General features: G+C 70.7%; 24 protein-coding genes and 1 pseudogene. 12 read left to right on the top strand and 13 right to left on the bottom strand.

The genetic code is table 11. The features are described 5' to 3' along the window. From F0344_RS05035 to F0344_RS05055, 5 genes are all read left to right on the top strand, one after another. The gene (locus F0344_RS05035; protein WP_185297618.1) at positions 1–1,353 is read left to right on the top strand and encodes a sulfate adenylyltransferase subunit 1; all 1,353 of its coding nucleotides are present in this window, start codon (positions 1–3) and stop codon (positions 1,351–1,353) included. A gap of 273 nt (positions 1,354–1,626) precedes the next feature. Then, positions 1,627–2,742 carry an aliphatic sulfonate ABC transporter substrate-binding protein gene (locus tag F0344_RS05040; protein ID WP_185297619.1) on the top strand — a complete coding sequence of 372 codons (1,116 nt, stop codon included), beginning with the start codon at positions 1,627–1,629 and terminating at the stop codon, positions 2,740–2,742. A 50-nt stretch (positions 2,743–2,792) separates the two neighbouring features. After that, positions 2,793–3,584 (top strand): ABC transporter ATP-binding protein, encoded by a 792-nt coding sequence (locus F0344_RS05045; RefSeq protein WP_185297620.1) that lies wholly within the window; start codon positions 2,793–2,795, stop codon positions 3,582–3,584. Continuing rightward, positions 3,571–4,449: an ABC transporter permease gene (locus tag F0344_RS05050; RefSeq protein ID WP_185297621.1), complete on the top strand. Its 879-nt coding sequence runs from the start codon at positions 3,571–3,573 to the stop codon at positions 4,447–4,449. Before F0344_RS05045 ends, F0344_RS05050 begins: the two co-directional genes overlap by 14 nt. Positions 4,450–4,456: 7 nt before the next feature. Further along, entirely contained in the window at positions 4,457–5,215 is a 759-nt protein-coding gene (locus F0344_RS05055; protein WP_185297622.1) for a sirohydrochlorin chelatase, read from the top strand. 13 nt (positions 5,216–5,228) lie between these two features. Here the strand turns inward: F0344_RS05055 and F0344_RS05060 are convergent, their stop codons facing one another. From F0344_RS05060 to F0344_RS05090, 7 genes and pseudogenes are all read right to left on the bottom strand, one after another. After that, positions 5,229–5,861 (bottom strand): mycothiol-dependent nitroreductase Rv2466c family protein, encoded by a 633-nt coding sequence (locus F0344_RS05060; RefSeq protein WP_185297623.1) that lies wholly within the window; start codon positions 5,859–5,861, stop codon positions 5,229–5,231. Between the two features lie 99 nt (positions 5,862–5,960). Next, positions 5,961–6,344, bottom strand: a complete 384-nt coding sequence (locus tag F0344_RS05065) for a nuclear transport factor 2 family protein (protein ID WP_185297624.1) — start codon at positions 6,342–6,344, stop codon at positions 5,961–5,963. Between the two features lie 192 nt (positions 6,345–6,536). Further along, entirely contained in the window at positions 6,537–7,739 is a 1,203-nt protein-coding gene (locus F0344_RS05070; protein ID WP_185297625.1) for a S8 family peptidase, read from the bottom strand. 334 nt (positions 7,740–8,073) lie between these two features. Further along, complete coding sequence (mgt, locus tag F0344_RS05075; protein WP_185297626.1) at positions 8,074–9,282, bottom strand: macrolide-inactivating glycosyltransferase; 1,209 nt, start codon at positions 9,280–9,282, stop codon at positions 8,074–8,076. A gap of 51 nt (positions 9,283–9,333) precedes the next feature. After that, positions 9,334–9,495 (bottom strand): annotated as a pseudogene (locus tag F0344_RS05080) (sugar ABC transporter substrate-binding protein); the annotation flags it as partial. A 5-nt stretch (positions 9,496–9,500) separates the two neighbouring features. Continuing rightward, positions 9,501–9,734 carry an excalibur calcium-binding domain-containing protein gene (locus F0344_RS05085; RefSeq protein ID WP_185297627.1) on the bottom strand — a complete coding sequence of 78 codons (234 nt, stop codon included), beginning with the start codon at positions 9,732–9,734 and terminating at the stop codon, positions 9,501–9,503. 1 nt (position 9,735) lies between these two features. Beyond that, a complete protein-coding gene (locus F0344_RS05090) occupies positions 9,736–10,155 on the bottom strand; it encodes an Ig-like domain-containing protein (RefSeq protein WP_185297628.1) in 420 nt (139 codons plus the stop codon). A gap of 169 nt (positions 10,156–10,324) precedes the next feature. Between F0344_RS05090 and F0344_RS05095 the strand changes: the two genes are divergently transcribed. Next, a complete protein-coding gene (locus tag F0344_RS05095; protein WP_185297629.1) occupies positions 10,325–10,969 on the top strand; it encodes a hypothetical protein in 645 nt (214 codons plus the stop codon). A gap of 63 nt (positions 10,970–11,032) precedes the next feature. Here F0344_RS05095 and F0344_RS05100 read toward each other — a convergent pair whose 3' ends face one another. Further along, the gene (locus F0344_RS05100; RefSeq protein WP_185297630.1) at positions 11,033–11,194 is read right to left on the bottom strand and encodes a hypothetical protein; all 162 of its coding nucleotides are present in this window, start codon (positions 11,192–11,194) and stop codon (positions 11,033–11,035) included. Beyond that, the gene (locus F0344_RS05105) at positions 11,187–11,441 is read right to left on the bottom strand and encodes a hypothetical protein (RefSeq protein ID WP_185297631.1); all 255 of its coding nucleotides are present in this window, start codon (positions 11,439–11,441) and stop codon (positions 11,187–11,189) included. The genes F0344_RS05100 and F0344_RS05105 overlap by 8 nt, the downstream gene beginning before the upstream one ends. A gap of 316 nt (positions 11,442–11,757) precedes the next feature. Here F0344_RS05105 and F0344_RS05110 point away from each other — a divergent pair, with 316 nt between their 5' ends. Then, a complete protein-coding gene (locus tag F0344_RS05110) occupies positions 11,758–12,624 on the top strand; it encodes a phosphotransferase enzyme family protein (protein ID WP_185297632.1) in 867 nt (288 codons plus the stop codon). A 49-nt stretch (positions 12,625–12,673) separates the two neighbouring features. On the opposite strand, the gene F0344_RS05115 is transcribed toward F0344_RS05110, so the two are convergent. Next, positions 12,674–13,402, bottom strand: a complete 729-nt coding sequence (locus F0344_RS05115) for a 3'-5' exonuclease (RefSeq protein ID WP_185297633.1) — start codon at positions 13,400–13,402, stop codon at positions 12,674–12,676. A gap of 100 nt (positions 13,403–13,502) precedes the next feature. Continuing rightward, a complete protein-coding gene (locus tag F0344_RS05120; protein ID WP_185297634.1) occupies positions 13,503–14,735 on the bottom strand; it encodes an SAV2148 family HEPN domain-containing protein in 1,233 nt (410 codons plus the stop codon). A 346-nt stretch (positions 14,736–15,081) separates the two neighbouring features. Between F0344_RS05120 and glgX the strand changes: the two genes are divergently transcribed. Both glgX and treY read left to right on the top strand, forming a co-directional pair. Beyond that, positions 15,082–17,241 carry a glycogen debranching protein GlgX gene (gene glgX / locus F0344_RS05125; protein WP_185302523.1) on the top strand — a complete coding sequence of 720 codons (2,160 nt, stop codon included), beginning with the start codon at positions 15,082–15,084 and terminating at the stop codon, positions 17,239–17,241. Between the two features lie 101 nt (positions 17,242–17,342). Further along, the gene (treY, locus tag F0344_RS05130) at positions 17,343–19,751 is read left to right on the top strand and encodes a malto-oligosyltrehalose synthase (RefSeq protein ID WP_185297635.1); all 2,409 of its coding nucleotides are present in this window, start codon (positions 17,343–17,345) and stop codon (positions 19,749–19,751) included. Here treY and F0344_RS05135 read toward each other — a convergent pair. After that, on the bottom strand, positions 19,654–20,751 hold the full coding sequence (locus F0344_RS05135) for a cytochrome P450 (protein ID WP_185297636.1): 1,098 nt from the start codon (positions 20,749–20,751) through the stop codon (positions 19,654–19,656). The two genes, treY and F0344_RS05135, sit on opposite strands and share 98 nt — an antisense overlap. A gap of 145 nt (positions 20,752–20,896) precedes the next feature. On the opposite strand from F0344_RS05135, the gene F0344_RS05140 reads away from it, so the two are divergent. Together F0344_RS05140 and F0344_RS05145 are read left to right on the top strand one after the other, a co-directional pair. Then, positions 20,897–21,067, top strand: a complete 171-nt coding sequence (locus F0344_RS05140) for a hypothetical protein (RefSeq protein WP_185297637.1) — start codon at positions 20,897–20,899, stop codon at positions 21,065–21,067. A gap of 352 nt (positions 21,068–21,419) precedes the next feature. After that, on the top strand, positions 21,420–22,778 hold the full coding sequence (locus tag F0344_RS05145) for an IS4 family transposase (protein WP_258050223.1): 1,359 nt from the start codon (positions 21,420–21,422) through the stop codon (positions 22,776–22,778). Between the two features lie 38 nt (positions 22,779–22,816). Here F0344_RS05145 and F0344_RS05150 read toward each other — a convergent pair whose 3' ends face one another. Continuing rightward, positions 22,817–23,383 carry a DUF1707 and FHA domain-containing protein gene (locus tag F0344_RS05150; RefSeq protein WP_185297638.1) on the bottom strand — a complete coding sequence of 189 codons (567 nt, stop codon included), beginning with the start codon at positions 23,381–23,383 and terminating at the stop codon, positions 22,817–22,819. A gap of 149 nt (positions 23,384–23,532) precedes the next feature. On the opposite strand from F0344_RS05150, the gene F0344_RS05155 reads away from it, so the two are divergent. Then, on the top strand, positions 23,533–24,108 hold the full coding sequence (locus F0344_RS05155) for a GNAT family N-acetyltransferase (protein ID WP_185297639.1): 576 nt from the start codon (positions 23,533–23,535) through the stop codon (positions 24,106–24,108). Positions 24,109–24,154: the final 46 nt, after the last annotated feature.

Here is a 24,154-nt window from a genome sequence, read left to right on the forward strand (position 1 = left end):
ATGACCACACCCATCCAGCGGGCCGGCCAGGTGTCGGCCACCACGCTGCTTCGGTTCGCCACCGCGGGCTCGGTCGACGACGGCAAGTCCACGCTCGTGGGACGGCTTCTGCACGACTCGAAGTCGGTCCTCACCGACCAGCTGGAGGCCGTCGAGCACGCGTCCCGCAACCGTGGTCAGACGACGCCCGACCTGGCGCTGCTGACCGACGGGCTGCGGGCCGAGCGCGAGCAGGGCATCACCATCGACGTCGCGTACCGCTACTTCGCGACGCCCGCCCGCCGGTTCATCCTCGCCGACACCCCCGGCCATGTGCAGTACACCCGCAACATGGTCACCGGCGCCTCGACCGCCGACCTCGCGGTCGTCCTGGTCGACGCACGCAACGGCGTCATCGAGCAGACCCGCAGGCACGCCGCCGTCGCCGCGCTGCTCCGCGTCCCGCACGTGGTGCTGGCCGTCAACAAGATGGACCTCGTGGAGTACGCGGAGCCCGTGTTCGCCGCCATCGCCAAGGAGTTCACCGCCTACGCGGCGTCCCTCGGCGTCCCGGAGATCACCGCCGTCCCCATCTCGGCACTCGCCGGTGACAACGTCGTGGAACCCTCGGCCAACATGGACTGGTACGGCGGTCCGACCGTGCTGGAACACCTGGAAACGGTGCCGGTCAGCCATGACCTCACCGCCTGCCACGCCCGGTTCCCCGTGCAGTACGTCATCCGCCCGCAGACCGCCGAGCACCCCGACTACCGGGGTTACGCGGGGCAGATCGCGGCGGGCGCCTTCCGTGTCGGCGAGGCCGTCACGGTCCTGCCATCGGGCCGCACCTCCACCATCGCGGGGATCGACGCACTCGGCGAGAGCGTCGAGGAGGCATGGGCGCCCCGGTCCGTCACCATCCGGCTGGCCGACGACATCGACGTCTCGCGCGGCGACCTGATCGCCCCCACCGGGGACACACCCGCCGTCACCCAGGACGTCGAAGCGACCGTCTGCCACGTCGCCGACCAGCCGCTCTCGGTCGGCCAGCGGGTACTGCTCAAGCACACCACCCGCACGGTGAAGGCGATCGTCAAGGACATCCCGTCCCGGCTGACCCTCGACGACCTCTCCCAGCACCCCGCACCGGGGCAGCTGGTCGCCAACGACATCGGCCGGGTCGTCGTACGCACGGCCGAACCGCTCGCGCTCGACGCGTACGCCGACTCGCGGCGTACCGGATCGTTCCTGCTGATCGACCCCGCCGACGGCACCACGCTCTCCGCCGGCATGGCCGGTGCCTCGTTCGCCGAAGTGGCCGGTGCCGTGCCCGACGAGGCTCCGGCGGCCGACGACGCCGAGTGGGACTTCTGATGGGTACCGACGTCTTCTCGACCTTCGCGAAGGAGGGCGGCCGGGTCGGCAGCGGCGCCCTCGGGAGGGGGTGCCCCCTGCTCGAGCGCATTCGAGAGCTTGGGGGAGGTCAGGGCGGCGTCGGGCGATGTGCGTGATGACGTACGCGCACTGCCTGCGCGCCCGCTCGCACCAGCCGCACCACCCGTTCACACGAAGACCTGCCGCCCACCCGGCCGCGTCCCCGGACTCCCGGGGGACGTGAGCGCCGGGACGACGAGAGGAGAGCCTCCCGTGTCTGCCCCCCGTTCCACCGTCCGCCGCAGCCTTGCCGCTGCCGCCGCCCTGCCGCTGCTCGCCGTGGCGCTCACGGCCTGCGGCTACGGGTCCCAGGCCAAGGACGACGACGGCAAGAAGGCGAACGTCTCCGCCGGCGGCAGAAAACTCTCCGCGGACAGCGTGAAGATCGGCTACTTCCCGAACCTCACGCACGCCACCGCCCTGGTCGGTGTCCAGGAGGGGCTGATCGCCAAGGAGCTGGGCGGCACGGAGGTGAAGCCCTCGACGTTCAACGCGGGGCCCTCCGAGATCGAGGCGCTCAACGCGGGTTCCATCGACATCGGGTTCATCGGCCCCTCCCCCGCCATCAACGGCTTCTCCAAGTCCCGGGGCAAGAACCTGCGGATCGTCGGCGGTTCGGCCTCCGGCGGGGTGAAGCTGGTCGTGAACCCGAAGAAGATCAAGACGGTGGACGATCTCAGGGGGAAGAGGATCGCCACTCCTCAGCTCGGCAACACGCAGGACGTGGCGTTCCTGAACTGGATCTCCGAGAAGGGCTGGAGAGTCGACGCCCAGAGCGGCAAGGGCGACGTCTTCGTGGTCCGTTCGGACAACAAGGTGACGCCGGACGCCTTCAGGGGCGGCTCGCTCGACGGTGCGTGGGTGCCGGAGCCCACCGCGTCGAAGCTGGTCGCCGAGGGCGGGAAGGTCCTCCTCGACGAGTCGTCGCTGTGGCCCGGCAACAAGTTCGTGATCACGAACATCATCGTGTCGCAGACGTTCCTCTCGGAGCACCCGGACGTGGTCGAGGCGGTGCTGCGCGGTTCGGTGAACACCAACGCGTGGATCAACGCCAATCCGGACGAAGCGAAGGCGTCGGCCAACGCCGCGCTCAGGGAACTCAGCGGCAAGGCACTGGCGCCCGAGGTCATCGACCAGGCATGGAAGTCCATCCGGTTCACGGACGACCCGCTGGCCGCCACCCTCGACGCCCAGGCCGAACACGCCGTGAAGGCAGGTCTCCTGGAGGAGACGGACCTGACGGGGATCTACGACCTCACGCCGCTCAACAGGATTCTCGAGGCCGCGGGCAAGCCCGCGGTCAGCGACGCCGGTCTCGGCGTCAAGTAACCAGACCGCCCATCCGTTCCAGGATTCCAGGATTCCAGGAGGTGACGACCATGGCGACCACCACTCTCACCAAGGCCGAGGACCGTGCGACGGTCGAGCACGCCGCTCGTATCTCGCACGTCTCGAAGTCCTTCGCAGGGCCCACGGGTCAGCAGCTCGTCCTGGACGACATCACGCTCGATGTCGCTCCCGGCGAGTTCGTCACCCTCCTGGGAGCCTCCGGGTGCGGAAAGTCGACCCTGCTCAATCTGGTGGCCGGACTCGACCGCCCGACCGCGGGGTCCATCGAGACCCCGGGCGGGCGGCCGGCCCTGATGTTCCAGGAGCACGCCCTCTTCCCGTGGCTGACCGCCGGCAAGAACATCGAGCTCGCCCTGCGTCTGCGCGGGGTGCCGAAGCAGGACCGCCGTCCGGAGGCCGAGCGGCTGCTCGAACTCGTGCGGCTGGGCGGGGCGTTCGGCAAGCGGGTCCACGAACTCTCGGGCGGGATGCGGCAGCGCGTGGCGATGGCCCGCGCACTCGCCCAGGACAGCCGGCTCCTGCTGATGGACGAGCCGTTCGCCGCGCTCGACGCCATCACCCGTGATGTGCTGCACGACGAACTGACCCGGATCTGGCGCGAGACGAACGCCTCGGTCCTCTTCGTCACCCACAACGTGCGCGAGGCGGTGCGCCTCGCGCAGCGGGTCGTCCTGCTGTCGTCCCGGCCGGGCCGGATCGCCCGCGAGTGGTCGGTCGACATCGAGCATCCGCGCCGTATCGAGGACACCGCGGTGGCGGAGCTGTCCGTCGAGATCACCGAACAACTGCGTGGGGAGATCCGCCGACATGGCCAGCACTGACATCAAGACCGACGATCTGGCCGGTCTCGAAGCCGGCCTGGACGCGCTGGACGCCGTGCAGGTGCGGCGGACCTCGGTGCGCGAGGTCCTGGTCGGCAAGGTCCTGCCGCCGCTGCTCGCGGTGGTACTGGTGGTGGCGGCCTGGCAGCTGCTGGTCACCGCGCAGGTCACCGAGGACTACAAGCTGCCGTCGCCGTCCGCCGTCTGGGACAGCGCGGTCGAGATGTGGCTCCAGGGCACGCTCCTGGAGGTCATCTGGACCAGTGTCTCGCGTGGTCTGCTCGGGTTCCTGCTGGCCGTCGCCCTGGGCACGCCGCTGGGTCTGCTGGTCGCCCGGGTGAAGTTCGTCCGGTCCGCCATCGGCCCGATCCTGTCCGGGCTGCAGTCCCTGCCCTCGGTGGCCTGGGTCGCACCGGCCGTCATCTGGCTCGGACTCAACGACAAGATGATGTACGCCGTGATCCTGCTGGGCGCGGTCCCCTCGATCGCCAACGGCCTGGTCTCCGGCGTCGACCAGGTGCCTCCGCTGGTCATCCGGGCGGGCCGCACCCTCGGCGCGACCGGGCTGCGCGGCACCTGGCACATCGTGCTGCCGGCCGCGCTGCCCGGCTATCTGGCGGGCCTCAAGCAGGGCTGGGCCTTCTCCTGGCGTTCGCTGATGGCAGCCGAGATCATCGCGTCATCGCCCGATCTCGGGCTCGGTCTCGGGCAGTTGCTGGAGAACGGCCGCAACAACTTCGACATGCCGGGGATCTTCCTGTCGATCCTCCTCATCCTGTTCGTCGGCATCGCGATCGACCTGCTGATCTTCAGTCCGCTGGAGCGGTGGGTCCTGCGCAGCCGCGGCCTCCTCGTGCGGAGCTGAGCCGGCCATGTCCTCTCCTGTCCTCCTCGTCATCGCCCACGGCAGCCGCGATCCGCGGCACGCCGCGACCGTGCACGCGCTCACCGAGCGGGTACGGACACTCCGGCCGGGGCTGCGGGTCGAGACGGGCTTCCTGGAGTTCAACGCTCCTTCCGTGCCCCGGCTGCTGGAACGGCTGGCGGCGGAGGGCGCGGAGGACGTCGTCACGCTGCCCCTGCTCCTCACCCGGGCCTTCCACGCCAAGACCGATATTCCTTCGGTGCTGCGCGAGGCCCGGACCCGGCTGCCACGGATGCGCGTGCGCCAGGCCGAGGTCCTGGGCCCGTCGCCGCTGCTGAACGCGGCGCTGGAACAACGGTTGTACGAGGCCGGGGTCTCCCCCGGCGACAGAAGCTCGACCGGGCTCGTCCTGGCCTCGGCGGGCTCCACAGACCCGGAGGCGATCGCAGTGATCGCTGAAATCGCGCGGGAGCTGCGGCACACCGGTTGGTGCGCCGTGCGGCCTGCGTTCGCCTCCGCTGCTTCTCCGGGGGGCTATCCCCGTACCGAGGACGCCGTACGAGCGCTTCGCGCCGAGGGCGTACGAGGGGTGGCGGTGGCTCCGTACGTCATCGCCCCCGGCCGACTTCCGGACCGCATCCTCGCGGGCGCCGCCGAGGCGGACGTGGTCGCCGGTGTCCTGGGCGCCGCACCCGAGCTGGCGCGGCTGGTGGTGCGGCGGTACGAGGAGGCGCGGGTCGCCGAGCGGCTCGCGGTGGCCGGCTGACCGGTCCGGGCCGTCAGCGGTACGACAGGCTGCCGGTGCGGGCGCGCTTCAGCTCGGAGAAGCCGGAGTGGTTGGCGAGCACCCGGAAACTGTCGAAGAGCCGGACCGCCTCCTTGCCCCGGGGGATCGAACTGAGCACGGGCCCGAACCAGACGGTCCCGTCGACGTGGATCGTGGGGGTGCCGACGTAGGCGTCCGCCGCCGGGTCCTTCCCCCGTTCGTGGCTGAGGCGCACCTCTTCGTCGTACGTCTCCGAGTGCGCGGCGGACGCGAGGGCTGCGGGCAGACCCAGTTCGGCCAGCGCCTGAGCGGTCGCGTCGTCGAAGTCGTCGTTCTTCAGCTGGTGGATGCGGGTGCCGAGCGCGGTGTAGAGGTCGCGCAAGACGCCTTCGCCGTGACCGGCCGCCGCGGCGGCCGCGACCCGGACCGGACCGATCGACCTGTCGACGAGATCGCGGTACCAGCCGGGGAGTTCGTTGCCGGTGTTGTGGAGACGGAGGCTCATGAGACGGAAGCGGAGCTCGATGTCGCGCTGCTGCTCGACCTCCAGCATCCACCGGGAGGCGATCCAGGCGAACGGACAGGCGGGGTCGAAGTAGAAATCGACGACGGTTCTGCCCGTGGTGTCGTTGCGGTGCGAAGTCATACGCAGGAGCCTAGGCAGCCGTTGGCGTACTGACCTGGGCCAATCCAGGGCTCGTCGGCCGGGCCACTTCCGGTTCCCCCTCCGGGTGGCCGGTGGGCCTCAGATCTCGGCGAAGGGATCGTCGACGTACGGCGTGGCCTGGTGGAAGTAGAGCAGCCAGCCGTCGTCGGTGCGCCGCCACAGAGAACTGCGGTGGGAGTGCAGGCCCTTGGACTCGGTGTCGAAGGTGAGGTGCACGAAGTCGGTGCCGAGCTGCACGCCCTGCATCCGTGACGCCGTCAGCGGGCCGGGGCTCGAGGCATCGGCAGCGGTGAGTGCGGCGATGATCGAGTCCCGGTTCCAGAGCCGGCCGCTGGTGCCGATCTCTCGGAAGTCGGCGTGGAGCAGCGAGACGAGGAGCTCCGCGGATGCACGGACCACCGGGTCGAGGAGACGCAGTTCTCCGTCAATAACCGCGGCCACGGCGGGCGTCGGTTCGGTCACGTCTTCATCTCCACTGGTTCCGCGAGGGCGTCCCGGCCACGGGGCGTCGTGGCCATGGGCACACCATAGGACGGTACTCCCGGCCGGAGCGACCGCCGCGCCCCGTGGGGGAGGGCACGGCGGCCGCGGATTCGGTGCGGCCGGGCGGCGGCGCGTGCTCCGGCCGCCGCCCGGCCTTGGCTGGGGCGTCGGTTACTCGACGACCTTCAGCAGCTTGTTCGCCGTGCCCTCGGTCGCGTTGGTGATGGCGTCGGGGGTGGCTCCCCCGGTCAGCGCCGTGGCGACCTGCTCCGGGGTGGCGTCCTGGTGTCCGCCCAGGTAGACGGCGGCGGCACCCACGACGTGGGGGGTCGCCATCGACGTACCGGAGATGGTCTTCGTACCGGTGTCGCTGTCGTTCCACGTCGACGTGATGTCGGAGCCGGGAGCGTAGATGTCCACGACGGAGCCGAAGTTGGAGAACGACGACTGCTCGTCGTTCACCGTGGACGAGGCCACCGTGATGGCCTCCGGGACACGGGAGGGCGAACCCTCGCCCGCGTCGCTGGACTCGTTCCCGGCGGCCACCCCGAAGGTGACGCCGGAGGCGATGGCCTTCTGGACAGCGGCGTCGAGCGCCGGGTCGGCGCTGCCGCCGAGGCTCATGTTGGCGACGGACGGGCCCTCGTGGTTCGCGGTGACCCAGTCGATGCCCGCGACGACCTGCTCCGTGGTGCCGGAGCCCGCGTCGTCGAGCACGCGGACGGCCACGATCTTCGCCTTCTTGGCGACTCCGTGGGCCGCACCGGCTATGGTGCCGGCCACGTGCGTGCCGTGACCGTTGCCGTCATCGGCGTCGTCGTCGTTGTCCACGGCGTCGAAGCCCGAAGTGGCCCGGCCCTCGAAGTCGCTGTGCGTGACGCGGACACCGGTGTCGATGACGTACGCGGTGACGCCTTCGCCCGCCGCGTCCGGGTAGGTGTACGCCTTGTCGCCGGCGGTGCCGGTCTGGTCGATCCGGTCCAGACCCCAGGACGGCGGGTTGTCCTGGGTGGCGCTGGCCGTGAACTTCTTGTTCTGCACGACCTTGTCGACGGCCGGGTCGGCGGCGAGACGCCTGGCCTCGGTCTCCGTGAGTCCGCTCGCGGAGAAGCCGTTGAGGGCGGACCTGTAGTTCCGCTTGAGCTTGCCGCCGTACTCCTTGGCCAGTTCGGCCTTGTCCGCCTTCTCGTCCAGCATCACGATGTAGCTGCCGGACACGGCGGTGGCCGCGTCCGCGCCGTAGACCGTGCCCATCGCCGGGGCCGGTGAGGCTCCCGCGAACGAGGTGGACAGAAGGGTGACTCCGGCTGCGGCTGCCACTGCGGTGATCGCGGCGGTCAGCTTGATCCGGCGTGCGCGCTTGTGAATTGCCATGAAGAGGGATCTCCTCGTCATTCTTTGTGGGGGGATTGACCCTCGGCCGGAAGATCTCCGGGGGTTGGCTCGAAACCCTGACCGATTGACACGCTCAGATCAAGACCTTCATGCAGCTGTGACTTACTCAACAAGGTTTCGTAATAAGAAATCGGCCACGCCCGACCAAGTCGGACACGGCCGCCAACTGCCGCTGTGCGCACAGGGCTTGTATCGCGAGTACGGGTGTGGCTCCCCCGCCGGGACGGAGGGAGCCACACCCGCTTGGACCGAACGCGGCCAGGAGACGGCCTGATTGCGCCCCTGCTTTCGATTGGGAGGACGACGAAGGCCGCTAGAGGGGAAGTTCGGCCTCGATGAGGTCGGCCGCCTGCCGTGTGCCGCCCTCCCGCGCCATTTGCTCCCGCACCGCGGCGGCCCTGGCGGCCACTCGCGGATCATCGACGAGGGCGAGCACGGCCTCGCGCAGGGTCGCGGCGTTCGCGTCCTCCATCGGAAGGTGCCGGGCGACGCCGAGCGCCTGGAGCATGTCGGCGTTGCCGAACTGATCGACGGCCTGCGGAACGGCGACCATCGGGGTGCCGGTGGCGAGCCCCTCCTGGCTGCCGCCCGCGCCCGCGTGCGTGATGAAGGCGTCCGCCTGCCGGAGCACCGCGAGCTGCGGGACCCAGGAACGCACCTCCACGGTGGGGGGTACGTCCCCGAGTTCGGACGGGTCGACATGGGCGCCGATCTGGAGCACGACGTGCCAGCCGGGCAGCTCGCCGAAGGCCTCGGCACAGGCACGGTAGAAGGCGGGCTGCTTCGTGAACGAGGAGCCGAGGGAGACCAGCAGGACCTTCTCCGCACCGGCAGGACGCTGCCACTCCCCCTGATCGGCCCGGTCGCCCTGGCACGCGCCGACGAAGGTGTGGACGGTGCGGTCCACCCGGTCGGCGTGCGGCTGAAGCGCCTCGGGGATCAGGACGAGCGCACGGCGCGGCCGGGCCACGAAGTCGTCGGACGACAGATCACCGAGGCCGTTCTCCGCGAGCCAGGCAGCGAAGCGCGCGTAGTACGCCCTGCCCCGCTCGGTCTGCCTGAGCTCGGCGGTCATGGGCTCGCCGACCTCCTTCTCGTATCCCTCCCAGGGGACCAGGTTGGGCCAGAGGGAGACGGCGGGGACGCCCCAGCGGTGGGCGAGTATCCGGGCCGGGTAGGAGGTGATGTCGTGGAGGACCAGGTCCGGTTCATCGCCCGCGAAGGCGGCGGCGAGCTGAGGCAGCGCCTGGATGCCGTCGTTCAGGAAGGGTTCGATGTTGTCGATCAGCTCGGTGCCCCAGGCCTCCGGGTCGCCGTCGACGGGCAGCACGGAGGAGTAGAGCACCGGATCGGCCCCGGTGGCCGCGACCTTCTCGGCGAAGGCGCCGGGGGTGGCGGGGATGGCGTAACTGACGCGGTGCCCACGGGCGACGAGCTCCCGGATGACCTCGAGGCTCGGGTTCACGTGCCCGTGGGCGGCGATGGAGAACATGGCGATGTGGGCACGCGGGGATTCGGTCATGCGCACAATGTAAGCGAGACGAGACGTCTCGTCCAGCAATGGAGGTGCTCCCTAGCGCTGGTAGCGGGCCAGGACCCGGTTCCCGTCGTCGACCAGGCGTTTCCGTAGCTCCTCGATACCGATCGCCCCGCTGTAGAACTCCTGGAGGGCCGGGGTGGCGACCTTGTCCTTCCACTCGGGGTAGCCGCGCACGGACTGGGCGGGCGCCGGGCGATAGGTCAGCCGGCGTCGCAGCCGGTACCGTCCCCGTCTGCGTCGAGCCAGGGCGCGTAGCCCTGCTCCCCTTTCCTTACGGGGGCCCGTCCTCGAGCTTGCGCCTCGGCGCAGTTCTCGAATGCTCCGGGCCACCTTTTCCCGGGGGCGCCCAAGACTCTCCGTCGGGCACTGGCCTCACCTCGATGGCGATGACGCCGGTCACGGTCTCGGGGGCCTGCCTTACCTTCACGGACCATGTCACGCTGTCGGGCCGACGTAGCCTTGGTCCGCCGCGTAGGTCAGGGTTCCGTCGTCTGCGACTGTGGCCGTGCCGTGCTGGGGCGGCTTCACGATTCCTACCGCGGCGTCGCCGGCTTTGAAGTCGCCACCCCAGTCGCCTACCCCCACAGTCTCCCCATCAGGATCGTTCGCGTCTTCGAGGTGCACTTCCCAGAGCACGTTGACCTCGACTCCGCTGGTGGTTGTCTCCTTGCCCGCTTCGAAGTCCGGCCCCCTGCCTTGCGGGTGCCATTCGTGCCGCACCTTTTCCCCGCGAGCCCAGTTGCCGAACCAGTTGGAGGTGGCGGTGCCGCCCCACCAGCGACCTCCGCCGATAAGGCAGAGGATGGCGAACGACATGAAGTAAACGATCACGTTGTCAATGATCTTGGCTTTCACTTGACCCCCGCCTTGGGCTGCTCACTGCCCTGAGCGACGAACACCTTGCCACGCCTGGCACCACCTCCCCACCCCTTGGTCACAACTCCGTCACCACCGGAACATCCCGCTCCCCCTGCATCGCGCACAGCTACGGTCATGCCTCCACGAACCGCCCTTGGGAGACAACTTGAACACCCGCACCCTGGCCGCCGCGATTGCCTGTCTTGCCACTGTGGCACTCGTTGGCTGCGAACCGGCCACCACCGACCCGAAGCCTGCGGCGCCGGCGACCACCGAGCCCGCCACCGATGCCCCCGCCGCAACGCCGTCCGAGGAGGCGGCGGAGCCTGCCGAGTCGAAGGCCGTCCTGAACTTCGTCGGCATGGGCCTGCAGTCGGCGCAGGACAAGGCCCAGGCCGAAGGGTTCTACCTGCTGACCTCCCACGACAGTGCCGGCCGGGACAGGCTCCAGGCCCTCGACCGAAACTGGAAGGTCTGCTTCCAGAACGTCAAGGCAGGCAAGACGGTGGCCACGGACACCAAGCTGGACTTTGGCGCGGTGAAGCTTGAGGAGACATGCCCTGCCAATGACGCCAAGGCCCCCGAGGCGGCAGGTGACAAGATGCCGAACATGGTCGGGAAATCCGTCAAGGCGGCCCGCGGCGCCCTGGACTCGGGTACGTCGATCACAGCAACGGACGCGGCGGAAGACCGCATGGTCCTGATGGAGAGCAACTGGCAGGTGTGCACCCAGTCGCCGTCGGCTGGGGCTGCCCTGAACGGACAGCCCGTTGAGTTCACCGCGGTGAAGTTCGAGGAGACCTGCCCGTAGGCAAGCGGTCCGGGCACGCAGGCCAAACAGCAAAGAGGCCCCCTCCCGAAGGAGGGGGCCTGGTCACTCGGCTTCCTCGGCCGGCTGGATGTTCGGCTCCAGAAACAATCCGTTGTGCTGCGGCTCCGGCTGCTCTTCGACCAGGCCGAGGTCGACGGGCGTCGCCATGTCGGCTGCGCTGTTGTCGAGGCGCCGCTGGACGGGCCGAGGCGGGATGTCAGGCATCAAGTCTCCTGTAGAAGGCGGTGGCCGTCAGGGCTCCGAGTCCGAGCAGGCCGTGGGACTGGTCGGCAGGCGGCGGTTCCTCGGCAGTTGTGCGACGACAGACCAGCGCGTCCGGGTCGTTCTTCGGCGGCAGAAGGCTGTAGCCGTCGGGGTGGTTCGGGCCAGCGGGCCCAGCCGGACCTGGCGGTCCAGTGACCGTCTCGCCGTCCGTGCCGTCTTTCCCGTGCGTGCCGTCCTTGCCGTCCACGCCAGCGGGGGATCGGGATCAGCGCCGGGAGTACCAGGAACCAGGCGGCCCTGTCCCGTCAGGCCCGCTGGCCGCGGCCGGCCGTCCCTCGCGTGGGCCTTTGCGCCCGGACCGCTCCGTCGCGGTCGCCAGTGTCACGGATTCGACCCCTTTGCTCCATTGCGTCTGATTCATTCCGGTCTGGCCGCCCAGGTGGCCTCCGTCACCGTGCTGACGGCCCGTCCGTTCGGCAAGGTGGCCCGCGTGGGTGCCCTGCGTCGGTGGCCCGCGCCGGTGCCTGCGTCCGGTGGCCTGCGGGGATGCGAAAATCGAGAGCATGAACGAGATGCGTGCGCGCGAGGTACTGAGCGCCGCCGGGCTGCCCGGCGACGCCGAACTGATCGCGCTGGGCGAGAACGCGGTGTTCTCCGTCGGCGACCTGGTGGTCAAGGTCGGCCGGGACGCCACCCGCCACCCGGAACTCCGGGAGCGGGCGGAACGCGAACTTGCCGTCGCCCAGTGGCTCGCCGCGTCCGGTGTTCCCGCCGTCCGGGCCGCCGAGAACGGCGCACGGCTGGTCGAGGGTCACCCGGTGACCCTGTGGCACCGGCTCCGGCCTGCCGTACGTCCCACCGAGCCACGGGACCTGGCGCCGCTCCTCAGGCGTGTACACGCACTGGGCGCACCGGCGGACTTCGCACTGCCGCGCCGTGAGCTGCTCGGCGGCGTCGAGCGCTGGCTGCTGCTGGCGGGGGACGCGATCGATCCGGCCGACGCCGGCTTCCTGCGCGAGCGCCGCGACGGTTTCGAGGCGGCGGCCGCCGCCCTCACCCCGCATCTGCCGCCGGGCCCGATCCACGGCGACGCGCTCCCGCGCAATGTCCACATCGGCCCGGACGGACCGGTTCTGGTCGACCTGGAGACGTTCTCCACGGATCTGCGGGAGCACGATCTGGTGGTTCTGGCACTCTCGCGTGACCGGTACGGCCTGGCGGCCCCGGCCTACGACGCGTTCACAGCGGCGTACGGCTGGGACGTCCGGGAGTGGGACGGCTGCGCGGTCCTGCGGGGCGCCCGGGAGACGGCGAGCTGCGCCTGGGTCGCACAGCATGCCCCGGCCAACCCGAAGGCACTGGCCGAGTTCCGCCGGCGGGTCGCGTCGCTCCGCGACAACGATCCCGCGGTCCGCTGGTACCCGTTCTGATCCCTGGTCCGCTCACCGGAGGGCGAGCCGCCTCGGGCGCTCCACCCGCTCAGCGAGCCACGGGCGCCGGCTCGCGCAGCGGCCAGCGGCCGTCGATCACGGCGTCGGCCGTGCCCTTGCGGCGCAGGAACTGCTGGAAACCGGCCGCCCACTCCGCGTACCAGCCGATCTGGCGCTCGTGCAGTTCAACGGGGGTCAGCGCGGCCACCGAGCCGTGCCGCCCGGCTATCGCGTACGCCACGCGCACCGCGGCGAGCGCGTCCGCGCCCGCGTCGTGGGCGCCGCCGTGCACCACCCCGTACTCGAGGCAGACGGCCTCCAGCGTGCGCTTGCCCTTGCGGTAGCGGTCGACGGCGCGGTCGATGGTGTACGGGTCGATGACCGGGCCGAGCCCCTCCCCGCCGAGCCGGTCGCTCAGCGACGGCAGTCCGTGGCGCCGCAACTCGGCCGTGAGCAGCGTCAGGTCGAAGGCCGCGTTGTACGCGACGACCGGCACGCCCCGGCGCCAGCACTCCGCGAGGGTCTCCGCGATCTCGTCCGCCACCTCACGCGCGGGCCGGCCGTCGGCCGCCGCCCGCTCGCTGCTGATGCCGTGGATCGCCGATGCCTGTGCGGGAATCAGGATGCCCGGATCGGCCAGCCAGGTGCGCTGACGCAACGGCTCACCGTCCCGGCCGTCGACCTCGACGACCGCCGCCGTCACGATCCGCGCCTCCAGCGGCTCCGTACCTGTCGTCTCCAGGTCGAAGCCGACCAGTGGCTCCCTGTGCCAGCCCATCCCGTACCTCCTACGTGGTGCTCTCCCCCGGATGACGACCACCATCGCACGCACCACTGACAACGCTTCGGCGCGGTGGCCCCGAAGGCGCCCGGACGGCTCAGGACACCGGCCGGGAGTCCGTCCAGACCGACTCGAACTCCTCGCGGTACGTCTCGAAGAGACCGTGCTCGCTGTCCTGTCCCGCCCGGACCACCGCGCGGCCCCCGCCGCGCAGCACCAGGACGGGCGCCTCCATGCCGCGCGCGCGCCGCAGATAGGGCTGGACGACCCCGACCGCGTCGGACCCGTCACCGTCCACGAGGTACGCCGTGAAGCGGGGGGTCTCGTCGAAGACCTGGATCTCGAAGGCCCCCGGGTCCCGGAGCTTGGAGCGCACCCGGCGCATATGGAGGATGTTCATCTCCACCGAACGGCTCAGCTCGCCCTTCTTGAGCCCCAGTTCCCGCTCCCTGCGCTTGACCGCGCTGCTCGCCGGGTTGATGAAGAGCAGCCGCACCCGGCAGCCGGACTCGGCGAGTCTCACCAGCCGGCGGCCGGAGAAGTTCTGCACGAGCAGATTGAGCCCGATGCCGATCGCGTCGAGGCGGCGCGCCCCGCCGAACAGGTCCTCGGCGGGCAGCTGGCGCTGGAGCCGTACGCGGTCGGGGTGGACGGAGACCACGTCGGCGTACCGGTCCCCGACCAGTTCCTCGACGGCGTCCACGGGCAGCCGGTCGGCGGAGGGAACGGCGGCTCCGCTGCCCAGGATCTCCAGGAGGCGTGCGGAGGCCCGTTCGGCCTGGGCGAGCACCGCCTCGTTCAGGGCGCGGTTGCGGGAGACGACGTTGCGCGCCACCTCCAGCTCGTCGAGGGCCAGCTCGACTTCGCGGCGGTCGTCGAAGTAGGGCTCGAAGCAGGGCCAGTGCTGGACCATCAGCTCCCGCAGCTGCGGGAGCGTCAGGAAGCTGAGGACGTTGTCGTCGGCCGGGTCGAGCAGATAGCCCTTGCGGCGCGAGACCTCTCGGACGGCGACGGCCCGCTGCACCCATTCCTGCCCGGCGGGTCCCGCGGCGGCCACCACCCAGTCCTCACCGTGCACGGGCTCGTAGATGGGCCGCAGGACGGCGGCGACCACGGCACGCAGCCGCTGTTCGACGAGATTCAGCCAGATGTAGGCCCGCCCGGCACGCTGGGCGCGTGTGCGCACCTCGCTCCAGGCGTCAGCTCCCCAGTCCAGCTCCGCGCCTATCTCCATGGGCCGCGCAAGGGAGACCGCCCCTGGAGGGGCATCGGTCGATTCCCCCTCGTGACCTGGGCCACCTGGGGGTAGCTCGAAACCTCCCGAGCTCACCCGCGTACCGCCTTCCACTCCCCCACCAACGATCAAGGAAGGGTACTCCGAGCGGATGAGCCGGTGCAGCCGGATGCGCAGGCTGCTTTCCCAACTACCAGGGGGATCAGGCCTGTTCCCTCCGGTGAGATCGGGTGGAGTGAGGCGATTCATAGTGATTAGGCACCTCGCCCCGACCCTCCGGCGCACAGTCCGGCGCACGGGGCGAACGGTTTCCAGTCCGGGGCGGCACCAAAGGTGCCCGATGTTGACAGCACCGGCCGACGTGCTAGGCGCACGCCCTACTTTCGGGGAGTATCGGGAGGAAGACCCCGTAGCACCCGGATCAGAAATGGAAGAGTCATCTATGCAGGTCTGGCCGGGACAGGCGTATCCCCTCGGCGCCACCTACGACGGCGCCGGTACCAACTTCGCGGTCTTCTCGGAGGCCGCCAGCCGAATCGAGTTGTGCCTGCTGCACGACGACGGTTCAGAAACGGCGGTGGAGCTCCGCGAGACCGATGCCTTCGTCCGACATGCCTATCTGCCCGGTGTGATGCCGGGTCAGCAGTACGGCTTCAGGGTGCACGGACCGTACGAGCCACAGCGCGGACAGCGCTGCAATTCGGCGAAGCTGCTGCTCGACCCGTACGCGCGCGCGGTCTCCGGGAAGATCGAGTGGGGAGAGGCGGTCTACGGCTACCCGTTCGGCCGGCCCGACGCCCGTAACGACCTCGACTCCGCTCCGCACACCATGAGCTCGGTGGTGGTCAATCCGTACTTCGACTGGGGCGACGACCGGCCGCCCCGGACGGACTACCACCGCACGGTGATCTACGAGGCCCATGTGAAGGGCCTCACGATGCTGCATCCGGGGCTGCCGGAGGAGCTGCGCGGTACGTACGCGGGGCTCGCCCATCCTGAGGTCATCGCCCATCTGACGGAGCTGGGCGTGACCGCGATCGAGCTGATGCCGGTGCATCAGTTCGTGCAGGACCACCGGCTGGCGGACGCGGGTCTGGCCAACTACTGGGGCTACAACACCATCGGCTTCTTCGCCCCGCACAACGCGTACGCCTCCTGGGGCGACCGGGGCGAACAGGTGCTGGAGTTCAAGCAGGCCGTACGGGCGCTGCACAAGGCGGGCATCGAGGTGATCCTCGACGTGGTCTACAACCACACGGCCGAGGGCAACCACCTCGGGCCCACTCTCTCCTTCCGGGGCCTGGACAACGCCTCGTACTACCGGCTGGCAGACGACCAGCGGTACTACATGGACACCACCGGCACCGGGAACTCCCTCCTCATGCGGTCGCCGCACGTCCTGCAGCTGATCATGGACTCGCTGCGGTACTGGGTGACCGAGATGCACGTCGACGGGTTCCGCTTCGATCTGGCGGCGACCCTGGCCCGGCAGTTCCACGAGGTGGACCGGCTGTCCTCGTTCTTCGACCTGGTGCAGCAGGACCCGGTGGTCAGTCAGGTGAAACTGATCGCCGAGCCGTGGGACGTCGGCGAGGGCGGCTACCAGGTGGGTAACTTCCCGCCGCTGTGGACCGAGTGGAACGGCAAGTACCGCGACACGGTGCGGGACCTGTGGCGGGGCGAACCCCGGACGCTCGCCGAATTCGCCGGCCGGCTGACGGGCTCCTCCGACCTGTACCAGGACGACGGCCGGCGGCCGCTCGCCTCGATCAACTTCACCACCTGCCACGACGGCTTCACCCTGCACGACCTCGTCTCGTACAACGACAAGCGCAACGACGCCAACGGCGAGAACAACCGGGACGGCGAGAGCCACAACCGGTCCTGGAACTGCGGCGCCGAGGGCGAGACCGACGACAAGGAGGTCCTGGAGCTGCGCAACCGTCAGATGCGCAACTTCATCGCCACGCTGATGCTGTCGCAGGGTGTGCCGATGCTGAGTCACGGGGACGAGTTCGCCCGTACGCAGCACGGCAACAACAACGCCTACTGCCAGGACAACGAGCTGGCGTGGGTCCACTGGCCCGACCCCGACGACGCCCGCGCGGCCGACGGCGGGGAGGACGGGAGCGGCTCCGGTGCGGACACCGGGCTGCTGGAGTTCACCCGCGCCATGGTGTGGCTGCGCCGCGACCATCCGGTGTTCAGACGCCGGCGCTTCTTCCACGGGCGGCCGGTGGAGGGCACGCACGACGAGCTCTCCGACATCGCCTGGTTCACCCCCGAGGGTGAGGAGATGACACAGCGGGACTGGCAGGCCGCGCACGCCAAGGCCATGACGGTCTTTCTGAACGGGCACGCGATCTCGGAGCCCGGGCCGCGCGGCGAGCGGATCTCCGACGACTCGTTCCTGCTGATGTTCAATGCCGGAGCGGAGAGCCTGGAATTCGTCGTTCCGGTGAATCACGGGCGGCAGTGGCAGATCGTCGTGGACACGGCCCGCCCGGACGGTGTGCCGCCCGGGGCCGGGCCCAAGGTCTCGGCGGGTGAGCGGGTCACGCTGATCGGGCGCAGTCTGACGGTTCTGAAGCGACCGGCGTAGCGGGGCGGGGGCCCCTCCGGCGGGTGAATCCGATGCCGCCGGAGGGGGTCCTTGGGCACGGCCGTGACACAGGCGGCTCCCCCGTGGGTACTTACGTGTTCATGACGCCCACTGCCACGTACCGACTCCAGCTCCAACCGGACTTCCCCTTCTCCGCTGCCGGTAAGGCAGTGCCGTATCTCGCCGCGCTCGGGGTCTCCCATCTCCATCTGTCGCCCGTCCTGGAGGCCGTCCCCGGCTCACGGCACGGTTACGACGTCGTCGACCACAGCCTCGTACGCGCGGAACTGGGCGGCGAGGTGGGGCTGCGGCAGTTGTCCGCCACCGCCCGGGAGTACGGCCTCGGGCTGATCCTGGACATCGTGCCCAACCACATGGCCGCCGCGCCCCGCCACAACCGCCAGCTGTGGGAGGTGCTGCGCGAGGGGCGGACGTCCCCGTACGCGCGGTGGTTCGACATCGACTGGACGGCGGGCGGCGGCAAGGTGCTGCTGCCCGTGCTGGCGGGACCGCTCGGCGACGAGATCGGCCGCTTCGAGACCGGCCCGGCCCAGGACTGCGGTGCGCCGGTGCTGCGTTACGGCGAGCAGGAGTTCCCCCTGCGCGAGGGGACTGCCGGGCTGCCGCTGCCCGAGCTGCTGGACGCCCAGCACTACCGGCTCGCCTGGTGGCGCCTCGCCCGTACGGAACTCAACTACCGGCGGTTCTTCACCATCTCCGAACTGATCGGGGTACGCGTGGAGCATCCCGAGGTCTTCGCCGCCACACACGCCAAGATCCTCGAACTCCTGAGCGACGGCGTGGCCGACGGGCTGCGGATCGACCATCCGGACGGACTCGCCGAGCCCGCCGCCTATCTGGAGCGGCTGAACGAGGCGAGTGGCGGCCGCTGGACCGTGGTGGAGAAGATCCTCACCGGCTCCGAGACCCTTCCCGCCGGCTGGGCCGTCGCCGGGACGACGGGGTACGACGCGCTCCACCGGATCGACGGGCTGTTCACCGACCCGGCGGGGGCGGCGGACCTGCTCGGCCGGTACCGCGACTTCGCCGGGCCGCCGGGCGACCGCGGGGGCTACTGGACGGCGACGGTACGCCGGGCCGCGTACCGCGTGGTGAAACACGAACTGGTTGCCGAGACCCGGTGGCTGACCCGGCTCGCCACCGAGGTGTGCGCCCAGGACCCCGCCCTGCGCGACCACGCCCCGTGGGCGCTGCGCGCGGCCGTCACCGAACTGCTCGTGCGGGTTCCCGTCTACCGCCCGTACGTCACCGCGGGCGGCCCGGTCACCGCACTCGCGGAATCGGCTCTTCCGGCCGAGGCGGTACGGGACGCGAAGGCGGTGTTCTCCGTCCCCGAGGAGGCGAGGGCGGTGGACGTGGTGCGGGAACTGGCGCTGGGACGGCTCGGTGAGGGCGAGGCCCAGACCGCGTTCTGCGCCCGGTTCGCCCAGACGGCGTCCGCGCTGCACGCCAAGTCCGTCGAGGACACCGCCTTCTACCGCTACGTCCCGCTGATCTCCGCGACCGAGGTGGGCGGAGATCCGGGCATGCCCGCGGTGGCGCCCGAGGAGTTCCACGCGTTCTGCGCCCGGCTCGCCCGGGACTGGCCCGCGACGGGCACGGTGCTGACCACGCACGACACCAAACGGAGTGCCGATGTACGGGCCCGGATCGCGGTGCTCTCCGAGTGCCCGGAGCAGTGGTCGTCCCTGGTCGCGCAGGTGACCCGGGCCACCTCTCCGGCCGCTCCCGACCCGCAGCTGGCCTGGCAGGCGTGGCAGTCCGCGTACGGCTGCGCGGACCTGCCGGCGCAGGAGCTGGCGACGCGGCTGGAGCCCGCGCTGCTCAAGGCGGTGCGGGAGGCGGGTCTGTTCACCAGCTGGACCGAACCCGATCCGGCGTACGAGCGGGCGGTCTCGGACTTCGTGGCGGCGGGGCCCGGGAGCGATGCGGGTCCCGCGCAGGCGTTGCTGAGGCGGTTCGCCGCCGCGCTCGGCCCCCAGGTGCGGGCCAATGTGCTCGGCGCGGCCCTGGTGCAGCTGACCATGCCGGGGGTTCCGGACCTGTACCAGGGCACGGAGCGGGAGTACCTCGCCCTCGTCGACCCGGACAACCGCAGGCCGTTCCGGGAACCCGACCGGGAGGCCGACGAGAAGGCCGCGGTCACGGTGGCGGCCCTGGGCCTGCGCCGTGAGCGGCCGGAGCTCTTCGGGGAGTCGGGGACGTATGCCCCGCTGTCGGCGCACGGTCCGGCGGCGGCCCACTGTCTGGCCTTCGCCCGCTCGGGCGAGGTGGTCACGGCGGTGACCCGGCTGTCCCTGCGCCTGACGGAGGAGGGCGGCTGGCGCGGCACGGTGCTGACGCTGCCGGACGAGGGGCCGTGGCACGATCTGCTGGCGCCGGGGAGGGAGTTCACCGGTCCGGCGGTCGATGTGTCCGAGCTGTTCGCCGACCGTCCGGTGGCATTGCTCCGTAGGGCCGTACGAGAAGGGTCCGCGGACCTCGGGTGAGGAGCCCGGTGGCGGTGGGGCGGAAGCCTTCCGCCCAGCGGATGAGTGGCATGGCGTCGAGCAGGGCGTGCAGCCCCTGCTCGGCTTCCAGCCGGCCGAGGAGGACGGCGGGGCAGTGGGCGGGACCGGTGGTGAGGTGTCCGGGGTCGGGCCTGAACGGGTCGAAGCGGTCGGGTGCGGCGAACCGGTCGGGGTCGCGTCCCGCCGCGCCCATGAGGCAGGCGACGGCTGCCCCGGCGGGGAGTGTGCCGCCGCTGACCGGCACGTCGGTGAGGGTGCGGCGCAGGACGATCTGCACGGGCGGGTCGCGGCGCAGGGTCTCCGTCCAGGCGCCCACGATCAGGTCGGGGTCGGTGCCCAGGACCTCCAGGAGGCAGGGCTCGTCCAGGACGTTGGCGAGGAACGAGGCGAGGGCCGTCTCGCGGAGGGCGGTGTGCACGGTGCAGGTGGTGGCCGACGACCGGGCGATCCGGAGGTGGAGGTCGGCGCGGGACAACCGGGTGAGATCGGGATGGCGGAGCCCGGCCGCGGTGAGGGCGCCGCCGAGCGGGAGCCAGTGGCAGAACTCGGGGACGAGGTCCGCCTGCTCCCGGTCGGCTATCCGGCGTGCCAGGACGTAGGCGGTCCGCTCCAGGGCCTCGCTGCCGCGGGCCGGCTGTACCGCGGGCCGGTGCCGGGCACCGCGGGGCAGGGGAGCGCAGTCGAGGCTGCCCAGGCAGAGTCCCAGGGGGGCGGGGCCGCCCCGGGGAGCGCCTTCGTGCGGATATCCGGCGAACCGGGGGTCGGTGAGTGCGGCGGCCACATCCGCGTACCGGCTGAGCAGCCAGGCACCGAGGCCCCTGTCGTACGTCAGCGGGTGGTCCTCGCGCAGTGTGCGGTAGAGGCGCAGCCGGTACGGGTCCTGGTCCGCGCCGGGTGTCAGGATGCTCGGGCCCGCCGTTCCCGCCTGGGTGCGGGGGCTGTCGGTGCCGGCGGGTTCCGCGGGCGGGCCGATCTGCATCCGAACCCCCCGGGCTGCGTGCGTCGCCGTCGGACGCGTGTTCCTCCAGCCGACCACTGCCGGGCGCCGGGCGCAGGGGACGTGCGGCCGTTCGGGTGACGGTCGGCGGCGGCCGCCCGTGGGACAGCCGCCGCCCGTGCGCTCAGTGCGCTTGCTTCGCGGCGCCCGGCTCGCGACCGGTACCGCCGGGCCGTGCCGGGTGCGGACCGTCGGCCATGGCGCTCGGCGCCGGGCGGTCGGGCCACCAGCAGCGGTCACCGAGCAGGGCAAGGGCGGACCCGAGGTCGCCGCGGCCGACTCGGTCGCGGCGGCGTGACTGATGTTCCCGCCGGACCGTTCCCTCTCCTCGCGGGCCCGCTCGAGGTAGAAGAGCGAGTACGGCGTGGGCGTCGGCCGAACCGGCGGTTGCCGCGTCCGGGGCGCCGCTCCTGGCGGAGATGACGTGCTTCCCGCCCAGTAGTCCTGGGGCTGCCCCTACCCTTGGTGGCTCCCCCTAGGGGCAATGCCGTTCGGTTAGGGGTTCGGTCAGCGGCGCAAACTCTCGGCGTTTCGGCTGGTGATACGGGTGCAGCCCCTGTAGTGGTTCTCGGGTCCGCCAAGACTCGTGTTCCTCCACAAGGGCTGCAGTGTCTGATTCTGTCATTACGCATGCCCCCGGTGTCTTTGCCGTGGGGCACTTGGGCGAGTTGACCCAGGTTGTCCCGTTCGATCTAGTCGACGAGGCACTCGCATCCGCAGGTGGTCTGCAGCAGCGGGTTCGACGGCTGCCGTCGCGGGTGGTGGTCTACCTCCTGCTCGCAGGCGCACTGTTCACCGGGCTCGGCTGGACCGGGATCTGGTCCCGGCTGACCGCCTCACTGCCCGCGCCGCTGCCCGTGCCAGCGGGTTCATCGATCACGGCCGCGATGCGACGGGTCGGCCCCAAACCATTGAAAGCACTGTTCGACCTGGTCAAAGGCCCCGCAGCGGTGACCGCGACACAGACGACACGGTTCGCGGGCAGGCTGGTCGTCGCGATCGACGGAACCCAGCTCGCCCTGCCGGACACACCCGCGAACCTCGCGGTGTTCCCCAAGGCGAAGGCAGGACAGAACGGGCCGTCCGGATACCCGATGCTGCGCCTGGTCACGCTGGTGGCCTGCGGGACCCGAACCCTCATGGACGCCGTCTTCGGCACCGACGCGACCGGCGAGCTGACCTACGCCCGAGACCTGATCACCACCGCGGGCACGACCGGAGCACTACGGCCCGGGACGCTGCTTCTGGGTGACCGGAACTTCTCAGCCACCGCCTTCGTGCGCACGGTCGCGTCCACGGGCGCGGACTTCCTCATCCGCGCCAAGACCCACAGCACCGCGCTCAAGCTGCCGATCCTGCGTCGTCTGCCCGACGGAACGTTCCTGTCCCGCATAGGCGAAGTCACCGTCCGCGTCATCGACGCCACCATCACCCTCGCCCCCACCGACGGCGCCGACAAGCGTCCCGCCACCCACAGCACCTACCGGCTCGTCACCAGTCTGCTCGACCCCGACGAGGCACCCGCCACCGCTCTGGTCAGGCTCTACCGCGAACGCTGGGAGATCGAGACCAGCTACTGCGAGCTGAAATCGACCATCCTCGGCGGCAGAGTCCTGCGCGGCCGCTACCCGGCAGCCGTCACCCAGGAAACCTGGGCGCTTCTGGTCGCCTACCAGGCACTACGCACCGCGATGAGCGACGCCGTCCTGCACCGGCCCAACATCGACCCCGACCGCACCGCATTCACCATCGCGCTGAACACGGCACGTGACCAGATCATCCGTGCCGCCGGCATCATCCCCCACACCAGGATCGACCTCGTCGGCCGGATCGGCACCGCCATACTCAACGGCCTCCTACCCGCCCGCCGAGACCGGTCCCGGCCCCGCGTGAAGAAACGAGCGATCAGCTCCAAGTACCGCGCCGTCGGCCGCAACATCGACCACCGCACCCACAGGACCACCGTCCACATCGAGATCAACGCATTGCCAAGCCCACCGGACGGCTAACCGAACGGCATTGCCCCTAGGGGAAGCCTGACAGGGCCTCAGGACGGCGGCTTGGGGAGGGGGGCGGTGAGGCGGAAACTCATCCGTCCGAAGCTCACCTGGTCGCCGTCGCGCACCGGGACCGACCCGGTGACCCGCTGACCGTTGACACAGGTGCCGTTCGTCGAGCCGAGGTCGCGCAGGATCCACCGGCTGCCGTGCACGGTGAGTTCGGCGTGCATCCGGGAGACGGTCTCGTGGCTGAGCCGCAGCCCGTTCCCCGGGTCGCGGCCGATGAGCAGGGGGCGCGGCCCCGGTACGGGGAGCAGGAGTTTCGGCAGCCGCTCGGACGTCCAGGCCCTGCGCAGCCGTACGGAGAAGGCCGATGCGCCGCCGACGGCACGGAACAGTCCGCGCGTCCAGCGGCCCCCGGACTCCAGGTCACAGGTGAGTGCGTCGAGTTCCTCGGCGCGCCGGGCGACGAGGGCCAGTTCCATGCGTCGCATGAACGTGTCGTGCGAGAGCTTGCCCTGCGCCGCGCCGTCTCTGAGCACACCGAGAGCACGGTCGCGCTCGGCGTCGGACAGCCGCGCGGGATACGTGGGGAACTCGAAGGAGGACGTCACAGTGCTGATTGTCGGTCCGACCCGGCCGAGGTGTCCAGACGAACCCGTCTTTCCGCCCTGCTGACCTGCACGGCACGGTGTTGCCAACGTCTGCGCCCGCGGGCCGGCCACGGAGCAGTGGCCGGCCATTTCGCCTCGAAGGAGACTTTGTGCACGTAGCACCACCGGAACTGACCGTCCGTTCGCTCACCGGCCCGGACGAGCTCGGACTGTTCTGCCGCCTCTCGTACGTCCTGGACCACGAACTGGCGGACGCCGCCGGCCGCCGCCGCCCCGACTGGATGTGGGTGGCTCTGCACGGCGAGCGCGTCGTGGGCCGGGTGTCCTGGTGGACCTCGCGGGACGGCGGCGCCCCTCTCGCGCTGGACTTCTTCGACCTGGACGACACCCTGCCCGCGCAGGAGCGCCATGAGATCGGTGTGCGGCTGGTGGAGACGGCCACGGCGGCCGTCGTACCCGCCGGTGCGGAGCGCCCCGAGTACGGGCGGTTCATTCCGCCGGACTGGCGCGAGGACCCGATCATCGCGTACATCGGGGTGCTGCCCGCCCATCGCGGCAAGGGCTACATCGACGACGTCCTCGCCGAGGGCACCCGGGTGCTGGCGGCGACGGGCGTGGACCGGATCAGGGCGGCGACCGATCTCGGCAACGTCCCGATGGCGAAGTCCTTCGAGAGCCTGGGGTACGTGAACTTCGAGCGCGCGTTCAACATGGTCTGGGACTGACCGGCCAACGCCGCCCCGGTGGCGGGGCCGGACTCCGTCTGACCGG

It is taken from the genome of Streptomyces finlayi (assembly GCF_014216315.1).
In the GTDB taxonomy this organism is placed as follows: Bacteria; Actinomycetota; Actinomycetes; order Streptomycetales; family Streptomycetaceae; genus Streptomyces; species Streptomyces finlayi_A.